Source organism: Clostridium sp. KNHs205, assembly GCF_000702945.1.
Taxonomy (GTDB): domain Bacteria; phylum Bacillota; class Clostridia; order Lachnospirales; family Lachnospiraceae; genus Anaerocolumna.
Map to the genome: position 1 here is coordinate 1,989,698 of NZ_JNLE01000003.1, position 16,745 is coordinate 2,006,442.

The window sequence follows — 16,745 nt, forward strand, 5'->3', positions numbered from 1 at the left end:
ATACACATCGAAGCGCAGTACGAAGGCAGCAAATGCGCTAAATAATCAAATTATACAGGAGGATTTAAGAATGGATAACAAGATGTTTTGCTATCAATGTCAGGAAACAGCAGGCAACAGTGGATGTACACAGGCAGGTGTCTGTGGTAAATCACCGGCAGTTGCAGGTATTCAGGATCTTTTAGTTTATGTGACAAAAGGCATCTCTGAGGTGACTACTAAACTTCGTGAAGAAGGCAAAAAGGTAAGCACTGAAATTAACCACCTGATCACCTTAAATTTATTTACAACCATAACAAATGCAAACTTTGACGAAGAAGCAATTGCTTCACGTATCGTTTCAACAATAGATGCAAAAAAAGAATTAATCAGCCAGTTAAGTGACAAAGCTACTTTAAGCGAGGCGGCTTTATGGGAAGGTACCACTTTCGAGTTCGCTGCCAAAGCAGCTACTGTAGGTGTCCTTGCAACTGAAAATGAAGATATCAGAAGCCTTCGTGAGTTAATTACTTACGGATTAAAGGGACTTTCCGCTTACAGCAAACATGCCAATGCACTTCTTAAAGATGACGAAGAAGTAGATGCTTTCTTACAGAGAGCACTTGCTAAGACACTGGATGACACCCTTGGTGCAGAAGAGTTAGTAGCACTTACTTTAGAGACCGGTAAATACGGTGTTAACGGTATGGCACTTCTTGATGCTGCCAATACAACTGCTTATGGTAACCCTGAAATCACAAAGGTTAACATCGGTGTCGGAACCCGCCCCGGTATCTTAATCTCCGGTCATGATTTACGTGATATGGAATTACTCTTACAGCAGACGGAAGGAACCGGAGTAGATGTATATACCCATTCCGAAATGTTACCTGCACATTACTATCCTGCCTTTAAGAAATATACTCATTTCGTAGGTAACTATGGTAATGCATGGTGGAAACAGAAAGAAGAGTTCGAAAGCTTTAACGGACCTATCTTAATGACAACCAACTGTATCGTTCCTCCCAAGGACAGCTACAAGGACAGACTCTACACAACAGGCGCTGCTGGTTTCCCTGGCTGCAAGCACATTGGCGGTGAAATCGGACAGGAGAAGGATTTCTCAGAAATCATCGAGCATGCTAAGAAGTGTGCAGCTCCTACAGAAATCGAAACCGGTGAAATCGTTGGTGGTTTCGCACACAATCAGGTACTTGCACTTGCTGATGCAGTAGTAGGCGCTGTGAAATCCGGAGCCATTAAGAAATTCGTAGTTATGGCTGGTTGCGACGGCAGAGCAAAATCCAGAAACTATTACACAGATTTCGCAAATGCTCTTCCGAAAGATGCGGTTATTTTAACGGCAGGTTGTGCAAAATATAAATACAACAAATTAGAGCTTGGTGATATCGGTGGTATTCCAAGAGTTCTGGATGCCGGACAGTGTAACGATTCCTACTCACTTGCAGTAATTGCATTAAAGCTTAAGGAAGTATTTGGTCTGGAGGACATTAACGATCTGCCTATCATCTACAATATCGCTTGGTATGAGCAGAAAGCTGTTATCGTATTATTAGCTTTATTACACCTTGGTGTTAAGAATATCCACTTAGGACCTACATTACCTGCCTTCCTTTCTCCTAACGTTGCAAAGGTACTGGTAGAGAACTTCGGTATTGCCGGAATCGGTACTGTTGAAGAGGATATGGAACTGTTCTTTGGCAACGAAGAAGAAGTTGCTGCAACCGTAGATGTAGAGGGTGCTATTACAAAGGATATGTTAATCGGCGATATTCTTCGCATCGATTCTAATCTTGCACCTATCCTGTTAGAGGTTGGTATGCACTGCTTGGGCTGCCCTTCCTCACAGATGGAATCCTTAGAGGATGCCTGCGCAGTTCACGGAATGGACGTAAGTGTAGTACTTGAGAAATTAAACAGCCAGTTAGCAAAGTAATAAGATGATGTAATAATGCTTAACTCCCCTTTAAGATATAGATTCATCCATGCAACAAACTCCCTTTGTACATCTGTACAAATGTACAGTGTACAAATGTGCAGGCTGTATCTACAACAGATGTGGCACTGCACAAATCAAGGTGTGAAATGTTCTTAATTTCCCATCAGCCACCATTAGCGCTTTGGAGCGCTCATACCGCAAGCCTGCTTGCGGTACTGCAAACCACCTGTCTATATCTTGGGGCTGCCTTAAAGAAATTGCTATAAGGCAGCCCCACCTTATAGCATATTGTTCTTATAGAAAATAAGGAGAAGAAAAGATGAGTGCATTTTTAGGACCAATCCATTATTGGGTATATAATAAGATTAAACTCCAGGAAGAACTGGTTAAGGATATTGTAGAACTCAGTGCTGCAAATGACTGGGATAACGAATTAGAAGATAAGCTTGCCAGGAGGTTTGGTACAATCAGCAGTGAACCTTTGGAAGATATAATAGATGGTATGAATATACATGGCTGGTTACAGTCTAAACTTTCTATTACAGAAGGAAGACTTGCTTTAGCAGTAACCGAAATATTAAATAAGGATAGTAACAGAAAAGAGAAGCTGATTGAAACGGCTTTTGCATTTGGTAAGAAACATAGTATTCCGGGTACTGCTGATGCGGAAGATGCTTTTCAGGTTATCAGTGACAGCCTCATTGATGGAATGCCCTGTGACCATGTAAATGAAATACTGGAGCAGGGTTCAGCTTACACAAGCTGGCAGCAGGCGGAATGTGTACACAGCAAATACTGGGAACTGGTAAATGGCTCCATAGAAGTATACTATGAACTGCGCAAGGCAATCATTGAGGGCTTGATAAGCGGTACAGCAATTAAATTTGTTGTGAAACCCGATGATGTTTTCGAACTTACATTAAACTAAAATCAAAATAATATTATAAATAATACAGGAGGTATGGATATGTACAGTGTGGAATTAATGGTAGCAGAACATGATAATATTTTAAAGCTTATCCAGGTGGTAGAAAATGCGTGCTGCAAAATCATAGATGGTGAAGATCCGGTAACTGAGGATTTTGAGAAGATGATTTATTTTGCCAGAAACTATGCAGATAAGCATCATCACGGAAAAGAAGAACAGGTACTGTTTGCTGAAATGACAAATAACTTAGGCAAGATTGGAACCAATCTGATTCAACATGGTATGCTGGTAGAACATGATCTGGGACGCCTGCACATATCCGACCTGGAAGATTCCATTAAGCTTTACAGAGAAAATCCTGTAACACTTCATAAGCTTGGAATGATAGCGGGAGCTTCCGGTTACGCAGTTCTGTTAAAAAGGCATATCGGAAAAGAAAATGAAGTAATCTACCCTTATGCGGAGAAAAGCCTTTCCAAAGAAATACTCGAATCAGTTGATGAAAGAGTCAGAGTCTTTGAAGAGGAAGCAACAGAGCAGGGAGTACAAGAGCACTGCCTTGGAATATTAAAAGAACTTACCGGGAAATACGGTGTGGAATAAAGGTCTGGAACAAGAGGTGTTACAATGATTAACCTGGAACAATTAAAAAAGCAGCATGCCAGCATTGAAGAAGAGTTAGACATCATACTAAGTCTTACTTTTAAAGAGGAGTATATTGATTTACTGGGTGATATCACTCTCCATATCAATAAACTGGCTGGACTTCTGAATATTCATCTGCTGTCAGAAGATGATTTTATGTACCCTGCTTTAAGGGATAGCAAAGACACAGAAATAAAAAATATGGCAAGCTCCTACAGTGATGAAATGGGAGGACTTGTTACGGAATTTACGGAGTATAAGAACCGGTTCAACACCAGAAACAAGGTCCTTGCGGCAGAAGCAGAATTCCGTCCCATGACGAAAATAGTTCTTGGTAAGATTAAGAGCCGTATGGATAAAGAAAATAAAAATCTCTACCGCTTGATTGCTGAGAAAAATTTATAAATAAGTCAGATTTATTACCTCTTACAGGCATAAAAATACAATTTACTTAAATTTTTAGCCCGGAAGAGGTAATTTTATTTTATTTATAGGTCATAAATTTTTAAAATAATTCTTGAGGTTTCTTTCACGTTACTATACTGTTACACTATTGTTATAAGATAAACCATCTTATATAACGTATGACACGGAAGGAGCTGTAAGGTATGACACCTGAAAATTGCAACTATGGATCAATTTAATAGTATTTTTATAATGGATTCATTATAAGAAAGCATTTGAAGGGATATACTTTGCTGAACTCATCGTAAGGAAACCTTGGATTATAAGTTGATGATTGATAGATCTTTCATTAAAATATAATCAGATTGTGATCAGGTTAAATATATAGGTTGACAGCACTGTAGAAGGAGTATTCTTCTGCAGTTTTTTTATGCCCTGAAATAGTAATGTTTTCTTTCTTGAAACCTTTCGCTGATAGGAAAAAAATAAAGGAAAGGATGCCACCTTATAATTTTTCAGCCGGAATGCGGCAGGAAAAAGACATATGGTGGCAGTATCGGAGGCCGTCCCCCGATATCAGGGTATAATTAAAAATGAAAGACATATTTGTTAATGGTGTGAAAAAATATATGAATACCACACTGGTCTTAAAAAACGTAACCTTTATGGTAAATGAAGGTGAAAGAGCAGGAATGGTAGGAGAAAACGGAAGCGGTAAGACTACCATCATGAAACTGATTGCCGGCAAACTGGCTTTAAACCATTGTGCAGGTTACCCTTATGCACCCGTACCGCCGGGCTACGATGAAGGCTGGGTACTTCTGTCAAAGGATACCACCTGTGCCTATCTGGACCAGATACCGGATTATGAAGCAGGGATCAGGGTAATTGATGTGCTTAATATGGCTTTTGAAGAGGTGTATAAGTTAGAGGCAGAGTTAAGAAGTCTTGAAGTTGAGATGCAGCAGGCAGAAGGGACAATACTTGAGAAGGTGTTAAAGAAATATGATAACTACTTGAAGCAATACGAAAGCAAAGGCGGATATCAGGTAACCGAGAAGCTTAACAGAATCTGCAAGGGATTAAAGTTCAGCGAAGAATTCTTAAAGAAAGAATTCAATGTACTGAGCGGCGGTGAGAAGACAACAACCGCACTGGGTAAACTCTTAATGGATAATCCCGATGTGCTGCTTTTGGATGAGCCCACCAATCATCTGGATATGGAATCGGTAGAATGGCTGGAGGAATATATTAAGACCTATAAAGGAACAGTGATTATTGTTTCCCATGACAGGTATTTCCTGGATCATACCGTAACAAAAATAATTGAGATTGAAGACGGTGAAGCAGAGACTTACAACGGAAACTATACAGAGTTTCTGCGCCAGAAGGAAGAGAATTTTCGGTTATGGCAGGAGCATTACAAAGTCCAGCAGAAGAAAATCAATGACATGGAAAAGTCCGTGAAACAGCTAAGAGAATGGGCGTCGAAAGGCGGTAACGAGAAGTTCTATAAAAGGGCTGCAAGCATTCAGATTAAGCTGGATAAAATGGAGCGGATTGAACGACCCGGTTCGAAGGATAATAATCTGCGGCTTAAGGTTTCGGAAGCAGAAAGATCGGGAAATGTAGTAGTAAAAGCCAGGGAGTTAAGGAAAGCCTATGGTGAAAAGATATTATTTAACGAAGCAGAAGCAGAGATCTATTTCAGAGAGAGGGTTGCCATGATAGGACAAAACGGCAGCGGAAAGACTACCTTTCTTAAAATGCTCTTAAAAGAAATTACACCGGATCAAGGTAGTATTGAGTTTGGCAGTAATGTTAAGCTGGCGTACCTGCCCCAGAACCTGACGTTTCAGAATGAAGAAATTACACTGCTGGAATGCTTTCGTGAGGACATTTCAATTCTGGAGGGAGCAGCCAGAGAATACCTGTCCAGATTCTTATTCTTTGGAAGTACTGTTTTTAAGCGGGTAAAGTATCTGTCCGGCGGTGAGCGGGTACGTTTGATGCTGAGTAAACTTTTATTTACGGATGTGAATCTGCTGATACTGGATGAACCCACCAATCATCTGGATACTGTGTCCATTGAGAATATTGAAAATACACTGGAGGCCTTTAAAGGAACGGTGTTTTATATTTCCCATGACAGATACTTTATTAATAAAACAGCGACCAGGGTATTGGAGCTTAACCAAGGGAAACTAAAGAGTTATGACGGTAATTATGATGCTTATAAGGCGGAAAAAGAAAAATTAGAGGGTAGTTTTGTTTCTGATATAAATATGAATAGCACCAAATCAGTCAGTATGCAGCAGGGGAATCGTATCGATAAAATATCTGGCGTAAAAGAAAAAAATGATACCAAAAGAAATAGAGATATCCCGGTGAATCCAGTCCGTATAACTTACCTTGAGCAAAATATAGAAAACCTGGAGAATGAGCTAAAAGCAGTAAATGAATGTATGAATTCACCTGAAATACCTTTTGAGGAACTTAATACACTCTATAACAGGCAACAAGAGCTGTCAGCTGAGCTTGAAAATGTTATGGAGGAATGGCTGTCTATTAGTATTAATGATAATAATAAGTAATAATGATATCTATAAATAATCAATGATAACTATAAGAAATCAATGGTAACATAGAAAGATTCCAGCCTCCTTTGTCACCATTAACCCCTTTTTACCAAGCTTAACAGCAAGGAATTTCTCAAAATCCTCCTTGGAATCCTTTAAGAAACGTATCTGATTACCATGACAGGAGTAAATAAAATCTGCAAGTGGTTTAACCTCTTTCACCAACAGGCTGTCGGAATAGCAATGCTTTTCCACAGCCTGAAACAATTCTTCTAATTCTTCCGCTCCTTTATCAAGGCCGAAGATATCAAAGAGTTTCACCTCTGATAAGGCTATTCTCTCATCGTATTCCTTTGCCAAAGCTTCAATTTCCTGCATATGTTTTCTGCCGTAAGTACTAAGGCAGAGACATCCTGCAGGCTTTAAGACTCGTTTAAGCTCTGTCAAAGCTTTCTTACGGTCTTTGGCATAAAAAAGTACATGATTAGCAATTACAAAATCAAAGGTTCCAGTCTCATAAGGAATATCCTCCATATCAAATTGCTTGTATTGATAATCACCGGGGATACCTTTTAATCTGGAGGCCGCATTTCTTAGCATGCCGGAGGAAATATCCGATAGCAGAACTGTAGTATCTGAAGGAAGACGGCCCTGATTCTCATACCACAATTCACCGTTTCCGCAGCCAACTTCCAGAACCCTGCAGCCTTTGTTAAGGGGAAGTTTATCATAGATCCATTGATACCAGCTCTCAGGGTTTTTGGAATACCGCTTATGAAGGTCAATTCGCACTTCCAGATTTTTTGAGGTCTTATATTGATCGATTAGAGTTTCTTCCATACTAAGAAGATGAATTAAGGAAACCATGTGCTTCCAGTCAGGTTCTTCTGTTTCAGGCAGAGCCTGTGCTGTCTTTTTAATAATCCGCTCCATTTGTTTTAAGGCAGCAATTTTCTCTTTCAGCAGCTTCTGCTGAAGATTTAAGGATTCTCTAACATAAGCTGAGTCAGTGTACTTAACGGAGATTTCTTTTATTTCCTCCAGAGAAAAACCAAGCATCTTAAGGGCGAGGATTCTTTGAAGAACAGCGAAATCCTTGTCTGTATAGAAACGGTAACCCGATTCTTTCATGAGAGAGGGCTTTAATAGCCCAACCTCATCATAGTAGCGTATTGTCCGAACGGATACATTTGCTCTTTTAGAAAATTCTCCCGTTGTATAAAAGTTCTCCGGCATTGGTATTTACTCCTCTCTTTAACAAACCTGTCTGCTTTGATTAATAATTCATAGGTTTAAGAACTCCCGGTTGTTCAAATACCACTGGATGGTTTTCTCAAGCCCGTCATCAAAGGAAATCTTTTGCTGCCACCCAAGTTCTTTTTGTAATTTAGATGAGTCCATGGAATATCTTCTGTCATGGCCTTTTCTGTCCGTAATAAATCTCAGGGGAGGAACAGTCAGGTGATAGTCCTCTTTTAAGATAGCCGTAATCTTATGAACTACCTCAAGATTAGTATAATCTTCCTGTGCACCTACATTATAAACTTCTCCCAGGGTACCATCCTTAAGAACCAGGTCAATTGCTGCCACGTGATCCTCAACAAAGAGCCAGTTTCTGATATTCTGTCCGTCCCCATAGATAGGGATGGGATTGCCAGAGAGGCAATTGAAGAGGCAGTTTGGTATAAATTTCTCCTGGTTTTGATAGGGACCGTAATTATTAGAACATCTGGTAACCAGAACCGGAAAGCCATAAGTTGAGAAATAGGCTCTGACCATGTGGTCAGCCCCAGCTTTGCTTGCAGCGTAAGGATTTCTTGGGTTTACAGGAGTTGTTTCGGTAAATTGCCCTTCTGCTTTAAGCTCTCCATATACCTCATCCGTGGAAATATAGAGAAATCGTTTACCCTCATAATTATCACCCCATTGATTTCTGGCAGCCTCCAGCAAATTAAGAGTACCGCTGACATTTACCTCAGCAAATATTCCTGGGGAACTGATACTTCTGTCTACATGGGTATGTGCGGCAAAATGAACCACATAATCAATGGAATAATCGGAGAAAAGGGAATTAAGAAGTTCTTTGTCTCTTATATCGCCTTGGATAAAATGATAAGCTTTATTACCTTCATAAGCATTCAGATTCTCTTTTCTACCGCAGTAGGTGAGTGCATCCAGATTAAGTAGCTTTATTTCTTCCGTACAATTCTTCATAAGATAATGGATATAGTTGGAGCCAATGAAGCCGGCTCCTCCGGTTATAAGATATGTTTTCATGATGAAATGTAACCTCCTATTGTGTGATGAATTTATTGTAGAAGGTTACGCAGCGTGAGAGTCAAGTATAATTTAAAATATTATAAGCTTAATTAGGTGCATTAATATTCCTCTATATAGGGCTGCTTAAATCTCATTAAAAAATCTAATTGGAATCACGTCCAGCCTTGCTTAAGAAAGTATGGTATCAAGGACTCTTTGGTACTTCTTCTGATCGGCAGAATCCAGGTTACCAAAAGGTCCCTGCCTGCCCTGCTCCAGACAGGTAAAGGATACTGGAAAGGAGGTTTCCATTCGTCTTATATAATCTGCAGGAAAGTATTCCTTACTTCTATTTAAAGACATGACTATCAGCTGATAGCTGCTGTTTTGTACAAACTGCAGAAAAGCAGTATTTTCCGGGCAGAAGGAGGAACAGAGATTATGGACAAAATGAAGAAGCTTATTTACAAGCTTTTCGAGCGCATGTTCCTGCATACTAATTGTAAATAAGGTCTGCCCTCCTCTTTTGGAATCCTCCCCGATATCCTGCAGATCATCTGCCAATTGCAGAAAGAATCCGAAGCCAAGGTAGAAGAGATAGTCTTCCCTGGTCATTTCTTCTGCTACATAGTAACGGTCGATTAATACGGATACGCCGCCTTTGTAAAGTGATATTGCAAGCCTTTCTTCAAGGGTTAAAGGTATTTCTGACTTTTGCTGTTTCAGGCTTTCCTCCTGGGCATCCAGCATCATGAGAAGCAGGGTGCGGGCGGTATCAGAATACCTACTGTCAGCTGCAGCAGAAGCTGCCGAGAGAAAATGCAGAGTCTTTGTGTCATGGGAACAGGTGGGAAAGGGTTGTTTTTTATGCAGAAAGTCCTGTATCAGTGTGTTGTAGCGAGCTTTATCAGCAGAAGAGTTACCCGGATTATCGATATAATTATCCGTGTAAGGATAGAGCATGCTATAACCATAACAGGTTTTTGAAAAGGGTGAACTATCCTTATGTATCTGTTTAAACATCATATAAACAATATAATTTCTAAGTGCCTGCCCCATATCAGCAAAGGAGAGTTCCGGTGTATAAGCCCTCACTTCTCTTAGAAAATCCTTTATTTCTGTAACAAAGGTATCCAGGTCTTCCGGAGAGAGGTATTTATGAAGCTGTATAATAGTTTCTGATAGAAGAACCTGGGATAAAAGGGAATCTATCTGATATTTCCAACGCCTGCGTTTTAGAGGAAAACGTGGATATTTCTTAACCAGCAGGAGGAACTTTTCAGATATGTCCTGAACATAGTTTTCGTTGACAGCTTTCTCTGTGTCTGTGATTTCTTTCAGAAACTCTGGAAAGGTTTCTTTTGCAGACAGCCATTGTTCTCTTATTACAGGAAGAAAGGAAGTTTTTATCATATCTTTGTTAAAACAGTCCATAGATGCGCACCTCTATATTTAATACCGGAATAAATTCAGGGTATTCTAATTATTGTCATTAACCGTATTATAATGAACAAACAATTGAATATCAATAGTTAAATCTATTGATGGACAGGGTTTATTCCTATCATTCCGTAAACAAAGCACATCTGGAGCGTTACCTGCATCATGAGTCCTATAATCTTCTATCAGGGGTATTAGAAGAGTTTGCGGAAGGAATGTCAGTGAAAGAAGGGGACAAAGTCTTTATAGCCAACTTTTACAAATTTGCGTTAGCCGGGTTGTTATTGGACTGGATTGATAAAGGAATGAGGGAAGAGCCTAAATTATTATGGAAAAGCTGGGAATTCTACTTCAGGGCAATTTTATGAATGCTCTGAAAAATACGAAAAGAAAGCATAAATAGCAAGCCTGTACTTTACAAGGCTTGCGGCTAGAGATATAATAGTTTTAAATACTACATAAGGTGGCTTGAATAGCAGTATTGATACTATTACAACCCTTTGTCAGGAATACAATACAGTACCAGGAGGTTAGAAGATGTCTGACTTTATTATTACCTGCTGTTCAACAGCAGATATGTCCTTGGAGTTTTTTGAGGAGAATCAAATCTCCGTCATACATTTTTATTATACAATGGAAGGCAGGGAATACGTGGATGATATGGGAAAATCCATGCCTTTTGATATTTTCTACAACAAAATAAAAGAAGGTGCTGCTTCTACCACTTCCCAGCCCAATGCAGAACAGTATATGGAGGTTTGGGAGCCGATCCTGAAAGCGGGAAAAGATGTTCTGCATATCAGTCTTTCCTCCGGTATATCAGGAGCCTATAATTCTGCCTGTATCGGAAGGGATATCTTAAATGAGAAGTATACGGACCGGAAGGTTGTCGTACTGGATTCCCTGGCAGCATCCTCGGGATACGGATTGCTGATAACCTTAGCGAAAGAAAAGCAGCAGGAAGATTTAGGACTTGAAGCCTGTTACAATTGGTTGGAGGAGAACAAACTTAAGGTAAATCACTGGTTCTTTTCCACAGACCTTACCAGTTATTACCGCGGCGGCAGAATTTCAGCAACTTCAGCTGCTTTTGGAACTATCTTAAAGATCTGCCCTCTTCTGAATGTAAACCATGAAGGAAAGCTGATTCCAAGAGATAAGTACCGGGGTAAACGTAAGGTATCAGAGGAAATGGTAAGACGTATGGAGGAACTCGCAGAGGATCGACAGGCTTATAATGGAAAGTGCTATATTTCCCAGTCTGCCTGCTACGAAGATGCCAGATTGGTGGCTGATATGATAGAAGAGAGATTTCCCTCACTTAAAGGGAAAGTCCTGATAAATAATATCGGTACAGTAATCGGTTCACATACAGGACCGGGGACAGTGGCACTCTTCTTTATTGGTGATAAACGAGTTGATTAAGGATTATATAAGAGGTTGTCGTTAAAAAATGAAGGGCTGGAAGTAACCTGCTGGTATCTTCCCGCCCTACATTCAAGGGAACAGCTCTTATATAGTCTATTTTTTGCTTTCCAGAAGCCCCTTTAAGAGACTTATAAATAATGCTGCCAGCAAGGAATTGAAGAACCCTCCCATAGAGATCCCTCTTACAAAATGATCGGCGATCATAATGGACCAGGCGTTTACCACAAAGCTAAACAGACCCAAGGTTATAATATTAAGAGGAAAGGTTACCAGCAAAAGCAAAGGCTTTACTAATAAATTCACAAATAACAAAACAAGACCAACTGCCAATAACGCACCGGTGCTGTAAATTGTAACACTGGGAATCGCCATGGACAGTAAATATATTACGGCAATATAAGAGAGATAATTAAAAAGTACTTTTTTCATGATAACTCCCATCTGTGCGCTTTAACACACGTAAATTCAGGAATATGAAAAATGCAATACATTTTTCAAACAAAAAAACAGTTACGATGTAATCTTCGGATGCATCACAGCTGAGAGCTGTCATTATCAGAAATTTGCAGAGCTAATTACTGACAATATTTTAATACAAACGTTAAAAGTCTTGTTTCCATAGGATTATTTCCTTAGGATTTCATACAAATTACAAGAATCAGAAAGAACGAATGCGCCTAAGAAAGGTATTAGAAGTCCTTTCCTCTGAATATTCCTAAAATATTCAGGGAATCAGGACTTCTTATACCTTACTGTGAAACCCTCACTACCGGTTAGCCAAAAAAGCGCAGACTTCTGACATTTACCAGCGTTTGAGAACTATGGTTAAAGCATTTTAATCAATACCCGTACATTGTCAGTAGTCACATCAACCAAATCATAGGATTCACTGGTTTTAAGTGATTTTAAAAGAACTCTGGTGCCTTTTAACATTTCAGATACGGCAGCGGGGGAGAAGCTATGTGGGGGTAGATTTATATTTTTATTGTCTGACAGCTTAAGCTTCTTATCCGGCATGAACCAAACGGCAATAGACAGAAGATCCTGGATACAATCTAACAGTTCATCTATTACAAAAAGGGATATGGGAAGTGAAAGTGAAAAATTCTTTTCTTCCCGAATCCTTATTGATATCCAAAAGACCGGGTAGAGCTTACTCAACATAAATCTTTACCCGGATATTTCCGTTACTTTCGTCATCCCATACCTCAACATCCACGATATTAGGATCATCTAAAGTGCCATTGATCAATTCTCTGATAATACCGGAGAAGTCGATTTCAGATAAATTTACGCCATTACTCTCCATTTTACTTCTGGCCTCAGCAGGAATGTGGACCATAATCTTTCCTGCAACTTCACCAAGCGTAGTGATAAGGCCAAGGGGAACATTAACATTGACGTTTAACGACTTTTTATCTGCAGAAACTTTTATCCGCAGAAATTTGTAATTGGTCTTTCTGGTGGCAGGATAAGCTACAGTTTCCGGGGTACTGTCAGTTTCTTTGGCAGTTCCTAAGGCTTCCAGCAATTCCATTCCTTCAGAAGCTGTTATCTGGCCTTTTTCAATCATTTCAAGAATTTTAAGTTGTTCGTTCATGTTATAACCTCCCATTTAATATATCATATTTTCGAGAAACTGAATATACAGTTTCTATGTTCATATTTGTTCCAATCTAATAAAAATACTTATGAATTACAAACTATATTGATTTCTGATTATTAAAACTTCCAATTCTTTTAAAGTCCATTATCACTAAGAGTTCATAATCTTTAAGAGTCAATTTCCTAAGAGTCCATTATCACTAAGAGTTCATAATCTTTAAGAGTTAAATTCCTAAGAGTCCATTATCACTAAGAGTTCATAATCTTTAAGAGTTAAATTCTTAAGAGTTCATTAACTAAGAGTCCATTATCTTTAAGAGTTCAGTTTCTTAATACGTTCGGCAGCCTCCTTGGGTGAAAGCTCTCCTCTGGAAACCTGCTCAAGAATTTCATTCTTTGCTTCTTTTAAAACTTCCAGATCTCTTGCCGATTCTTTGGCCGGTACTTCAAAACCAAGATTTCTTATAACAGTATCCAGTTTACCTCTTACGGTAGGATAAGAGATTCCAAGTTCTTTCTCTACATCTTTAATATTTCCTCTGCATTTGATAAATACTTTAACAAATAAAAGATCTTCTTCCGGGAGTCTGCAGAATTCACAAGGTTCAAAATCTCCTTCCAGGGAGGTATGACATCTTGGACAGCCTAACTTGGTAATCGTGAGCTTTTCTCCGCAGACAGGACATATTCCGGGAGCTTTATATTTCATGGAAAATACCTCCTTTTGTCTGATTTATTTATAATATACTATTTATAATTCCATATGTCAATAATAAAATTAATAATATTAATATTAAAATTAAATATATTTATTTTGAACTTAAAAATATTAAAATATACCTTGCTATCTAAAATTTAATATGTTAAATGATATATAAAAGAATTACTGTTTCATTGGTGCCAGGTATTGAGTTGCTGAGAAAATTATGATTTTATCCAGCAGTACGAATTCCGATTTGTAAACTTAGAGAAAATATCTTATAATATTAACCAATGCAACTATATTTAAGAATAACACATTAAATACTGAAATGAACAATTATATTGAAGCTTCAGTAACGAAAGAAAGGATCCTATGTACGAGAAAGTAGCGCAATCAGCAGAATATATAAAAAACAGGTTAAAATTATCACCGGACATTGCTATTGTCCTGGGCTCAGGACTTGGAGACCTGGTAGATTCCCTCACAGAAACAGAAATCATCAATTATGAAGATATCCCTTATTTTCCTCAGTCTACCGTTGCAGGACATGCCGGACGCCTGGTAATAGGCAAATTAAAAGGAACACCAGTGCTCATTATGCAGGGAAGATTTCATTTTTTTGAGGGATATTCCATGAAAGAGGTGACTTATCCAGTCTTTGTAATGAAATTACTTGGTATCAAGAACCTGATACTGACCAATGCCTGCGGAGGTATTAAGGAAAGCTTCTCACCGGGAACATTAATGTTAATTGAAGATTTCATCAATCTGATGCCTTCCAATCCCCTGATTGGAGTTAATGATGAAAGATTTGGGCCAAGATTCCCGGATATGACAGAGCCTTACAACTTAGAGCTCCTGGAAATAGCAAGAAATGCAGCAGGGAGGCTTTCTATTCCTTACGGAGAGGGAGTGTATGCAGGCTTTCAGGGACCGTATTATGAGACCGCTGCTGAAATACGGATGATCAGGAATCATGGAGCAGATGCAGTAGGAATGTCCACTGTACCGGAGACTATAGCAGCCAATTATCTTGGAATAAAAGTTCTTGGGATTGCCTGTATAACCAATATGGCAACAGGAATACAGAAGGTCAAGCATTCTCACGAACGAGTAATAGAAATTGCCAAAAAGGCCTCCAGTGATTTAAGTCTTCTGATAAATGCAGTCGTAGAGGATATGAAGTAATTTAACTGGGATAAAGCAAGGAGATAAACATATATTGTATTAATCGGTTTTAAGGTGCTTGTATATGTCTAATAGAAAATATGTTATTATTTCCGCTGCATTAATAGCTCTGCTTATTATATTGACAATTCCATTGATTAATATTTCGCCGGGGCAGATTGCCACCTCCTCCAAGGAAACTGTGGAAGAGGTGGATAATACGGAGAAGAGTATATATCTCCCAATTGTAATGTACCATGATATCAAAAAATCAAATTCCGGTAAGGATATCATAAATCCCAACGAATTTGAAAGTGATTTAAAGTACTTAAAAGAGAATAACTATACCACAATAACAATGGATGATCTTCTGGGATATGTATATGAAGATAAGCCCCTTCCTGAAAAACCCATAATGCTGACTTTTGATGACGGCTATCTTACCACCTATCGGTATGCCTATCCCATTATGCAGGAGTACGACATGAAAATTGTATTGTCCATAATCGGAAAAAGTACGGATGATTTTACAAGAGTGGGAGATGATCATCTGGAATATGCCCATTTAACCTGGCCGCTCTTATGTGAAATGCTGGAATCAGGACTAATAGAAATCCAGAATCATACATATAACCTTCATAAGTCTCGCGGAGGAAGAATCGGCAGCAAGCAGAAGAAGGGAGAATCCTTAGAAGAGTATGAAAAAGTTCTTTCTGAGGATGTTATGAAACTGCAGCAGGAGATAACAGAAATGACCGGTAATACACCGACGACCTTTACCATCCCTTATGGCGAGTATAGTGATGAAACCATTGAAATAATAAAAAAACTGGGATTCAAGGCAGCCTTAACCTGTGATTATGGTTTAAATCGAATTACAAAAGATAAGGATACTTTGTTTTCTCTAAAAAGGATATGCCGCTCCCATAAGTATTCCATTGATAAATTGTTAGAGGATGCAGATAAGACCATAAAAAGAAAATGAAAGCAGAAGTTTCTTATAATACAATAAGAGGAGTCAAGATGAGCTTACAAATTAAGAAAGCAGAAACAGAAAAAGACATTGAACAGATAGCCACAGCCGCAGCGGAAATCTGGCAGGAGCATTATATCACCATAATATCAAGAGAACAGATAGATTATATGGTGGAGCGTTTTCAGAGTAAGGAAGCTATTACAGCCCAGATTGAGAAAGAGGGCTATGGTTATTATCTGCTCTTAGACCAAGGTGTAATAGCAGGTTTTATAAGTATAAAAATAGAAGAAAAAGATATACCATCATTGTTTCTGAGCAAATTTTATATTAGAAAAGAATGCAGAGGAAAAGGCTTTGGGAAAGCGGCCATGGGTTTTCTGGAAGCTGTCTGCAAAGAAAACAAACTGAAAAAAATATGGCTTACTGTAAATCGTAATAATAGTAACAGTATAAATATTTATGAAAAATTAGGCTTCAGGAAGATACGTACTCAGGTAAATGATATCGGAAACGGCTTTGTTATGGATGATTTTGTCATGGAAAGAGAAGAAAGTTTTTAAGGTTATATCTTTACATCATGAAATTGATATGCTATCCTTTAAAAGTTACTATATAAGTTGAATAAAGCAAGTTCAGCTTTCAAAAATTAAAAAGGTATATTTTAGTGGCGT

General features: G+C 38.7%; 17 protein-coding genes. 10 read left to right on the forward strand and 7 right to left on the reverse strand.

From position 1 onward, the window contains the following. The first annotated feature begins 70 nt into the window (after positions 1–70). From hcp to abc-f, 5 genes are all read left to right on the forward strand, one after another. Positions 71–1,936: a hydroxylamine reductase gene (gene hcp / locus BR73_RS0108400; protein ID WP_033165168.1), complete on the forward strand. Its 1,866-nt coding sequence runs from the start codon at positions 71–73 to the stop codon at positions 1,934–1,936. 322 nt (positions 1,937–2,258) lie between these two features. Continuing rightward, on the forward strand, positions 2,259–2,867 hold the full coding sequence (locus BR73_RS0108405) for a hypothetical protein (RefSeq protein WP_033165169.1): 609 nt from the start codon (positions 2,259–2,261) through the stop codon (positions 2,865–2,867). A gap of 39 nt (positions 2,868–2,906) precedes the next feature. Then, positions 2,907–3,470, forward strand: coding sequence for a hemerythrin domain-containing protein (locus tag BR73_RS0108410; protein WP_033165170.1), 564 nt, complete (start codon positions 2,907–2,909; stop codon positions 3,468–3,470). 24 nt (positions 3,471–3,494) lie between these two features. After that, the gene (locus tag BR73_RS0108415) at positions 3,495–3,917 is read left to right on the forward strand and encodes a hemerythrin domain-containing protein (protein WP_033165171.1); all 423 of its coding nucleotides are present in this window, start codon (positions 3,495–3,497) and stop codon (positions 3,915–3,917) included. A gap of 593 nt (positions 3,918–4,510) precedes the next feature. After that, positions 4,511–6,511 (forward strand): ribosomal protection-like ABC-F family protein, encoded by a 2,001-nt coding sequence (abc-f, locus tag BR73_RS0108420; RefSeq protein WP_033165172.1) that lies wholly within the window; start codon positions 4,511–4,513, stop codon positions 6,509–6,511. Between the two features lie 39 nt (positions 6,512–6,550). Here abc-f and BR73_RS0108425 read toward each other — a convergent pair whose 3' ends face one another. The 3 genes from BR73_RS0108425 to BR73_RS0108435 all read right to left on the reverse strand — a co-directional run bounded on the left by BR73_RS0108425 (position 6,551) and on the right by BR73_RS0108435 (position 10,189). Further along, entirely contained in the window at positions 6,551–7,732 is a 1,182-nt protein-coding gene (locus BR73_RS0108425; RefSeq protein ID WP_033165173.1) for a methyltransferase domain-containing protein, read from the reverse strand. A 48-nt stretch (positions 7,733–7,780) separates the two neighbouring features. After that, positions 7,781–8,773 (reverse strand): dTDP-glucose 4,6-dehydratase, encoded by a 993-nt coding sequence (rfbB, locus tag BR73_RS0108430; protein WP_051685062.1) that lies wholly within the window; start codon positions 8,771–8,773, stop codon positions 7,781–7,783. A gap of 171 nt (positions 8,774–8,944) precedes the next feature. After that, on the reverse strand, positions 8,945–10,189 hold the full coding sequence (locus BR73_RS0108435; RefSeq protein WP_033165174.1) for a class 1 isoprenoid biosynthesis enzyme: 1,245 nt from the start codon (positions 10,187–10,189) through the stop codon (positions 8,945–8,947). Positions 10,190–10,299: 110 nt separating this feature from the next. On the opposite strand from BR73_RS0108435, the gene BR73_RS26705 reads away from it, so the two are divergent. Then, the gene (locus tag BR73_RS26705; protein WP_051685063.1) at positions 10,300–10,563 is read left to right on the forward strand and encodes a TetR-like C-terminal domain-containing protein; all 264 of its coding nucleotides are present in this window, start codon (positions 10,300–10,302) and stop codon (positions 10,561–10,563) included. 169 nt (positions 10,564–10,732) lie between these two features. Continuing rightward, positions 10,733–11,620 (forward strand): DegV family protein, encoded by an 888-nt coding sequence (locus tag BR73_RS0108445; protein WP_033165175.1) that lies wholly within the window; start codon positions 10,733–10,735, stop codon positions 11,618–11,620. Positions 11,621–11,716: 96 nt separating this feature from the next. Here BR73_RS0108445 and BR73_RS0108450 read toward each other — a convergent pair whose 3' ends face one another. The 4 genes from BR73_RS0108450 to BR73_RS0108465 form a co-directional block, all read right to left on the reverse strand. Then, complete coding sequence (locus tag BR73_RS0108450; RefSeq protein ID WP_033165176.1) at positions 11,717–12,052, reverse strand: phage holin family protein; 336 nt, start codon at positions 12,050–12,052, stop codon at positions 11,717–11,719. 396 nt (positions 12,053–12,448) lie between these two features. Next, positions 12,449–12,787: a hypothetical protein gene (locus tag BR73_RS0108455; RefSeq protein WP_156034654.1), complete on the reverse strand. Its 339-nt coding sequence runs from the start codon at positions 12,785–12,787 to the stop codon at positions 12,449–12,451. Next, on the reverse strand, positions 12,777–13,223 hold the full coding sequence (locus BR73_RS0108460) for a hypothetical protein (RefSeq protein ID WP_033165178.1): 447 nt from the start codon (positions 13,221–13,223) through the stop codon (positions 12,777–12,779). Before BR73_RS0108460 ends, BR73_RS0108455 begins: the two co-directional genes overlap by 11 nt. Positions 13,224–13,541: 318 nt before the next feature. Next, complete coding sequence (locus tag BR73_RS0108465) at positions 13,542–13,937, reverse strand: DUF2089 domain-containing protein (protein ID WP_033165179.1); 396 nt, start codon at positions 13,935–13,937, stop codon at positions 13,542–13,544. Positions 13,938–14,303: 366 nt separating this feature from the next. On the opposite strand from BR73_RS0108465, the gene BR73_RS0108470 reads away from it, so the two are divergent. The 3 genes from BR73_RS0108470 to BR73_RS0108480 all read left to right on the forward strand — a co-directional run bounded on the left by BR73_RS0108470 (position 14,304) and on the right by BR73_RS0108480 (position 16,634). Next, positions 14,304–15,119, forward strand: coding sequence for a purine-nucleoside phosphorylase (locus BR73_RS0108470; RefSeq protein ID WP_033165180.1), 816 nt, complete (start codon positions 14,304–14,306; stop codon positions 15,117–15,119). Positions 15,120–15,183: 64 nt separating this feature from the next. Continuing rightward, positions 15,184–16,083 carry a polysaccharide deacetylase family protein gene (locus BR73_RS0108475; protein WP_033165181.1) on the forward strand — a complete coding sequence of 300 codons (900 nt, stop codon included), beginning with the start codon at positions 15,184–15,186 and terminating at the stop codon, positions 16,081–16,083. Positions 16,084–16,121: 38 nt separating this feature from the next. Beyond that, a complete protein-coding gene (locus BR73_RS0108480; protein WP_033167231.1) occupies positions 16,122–16,634 on the forward strand; it encodes a GNAT family N-acetyltransferase in 513 nt (170 codons plus the stop codon). Positions 16,635–16,745: the final 111 nt, after the last annotated feature.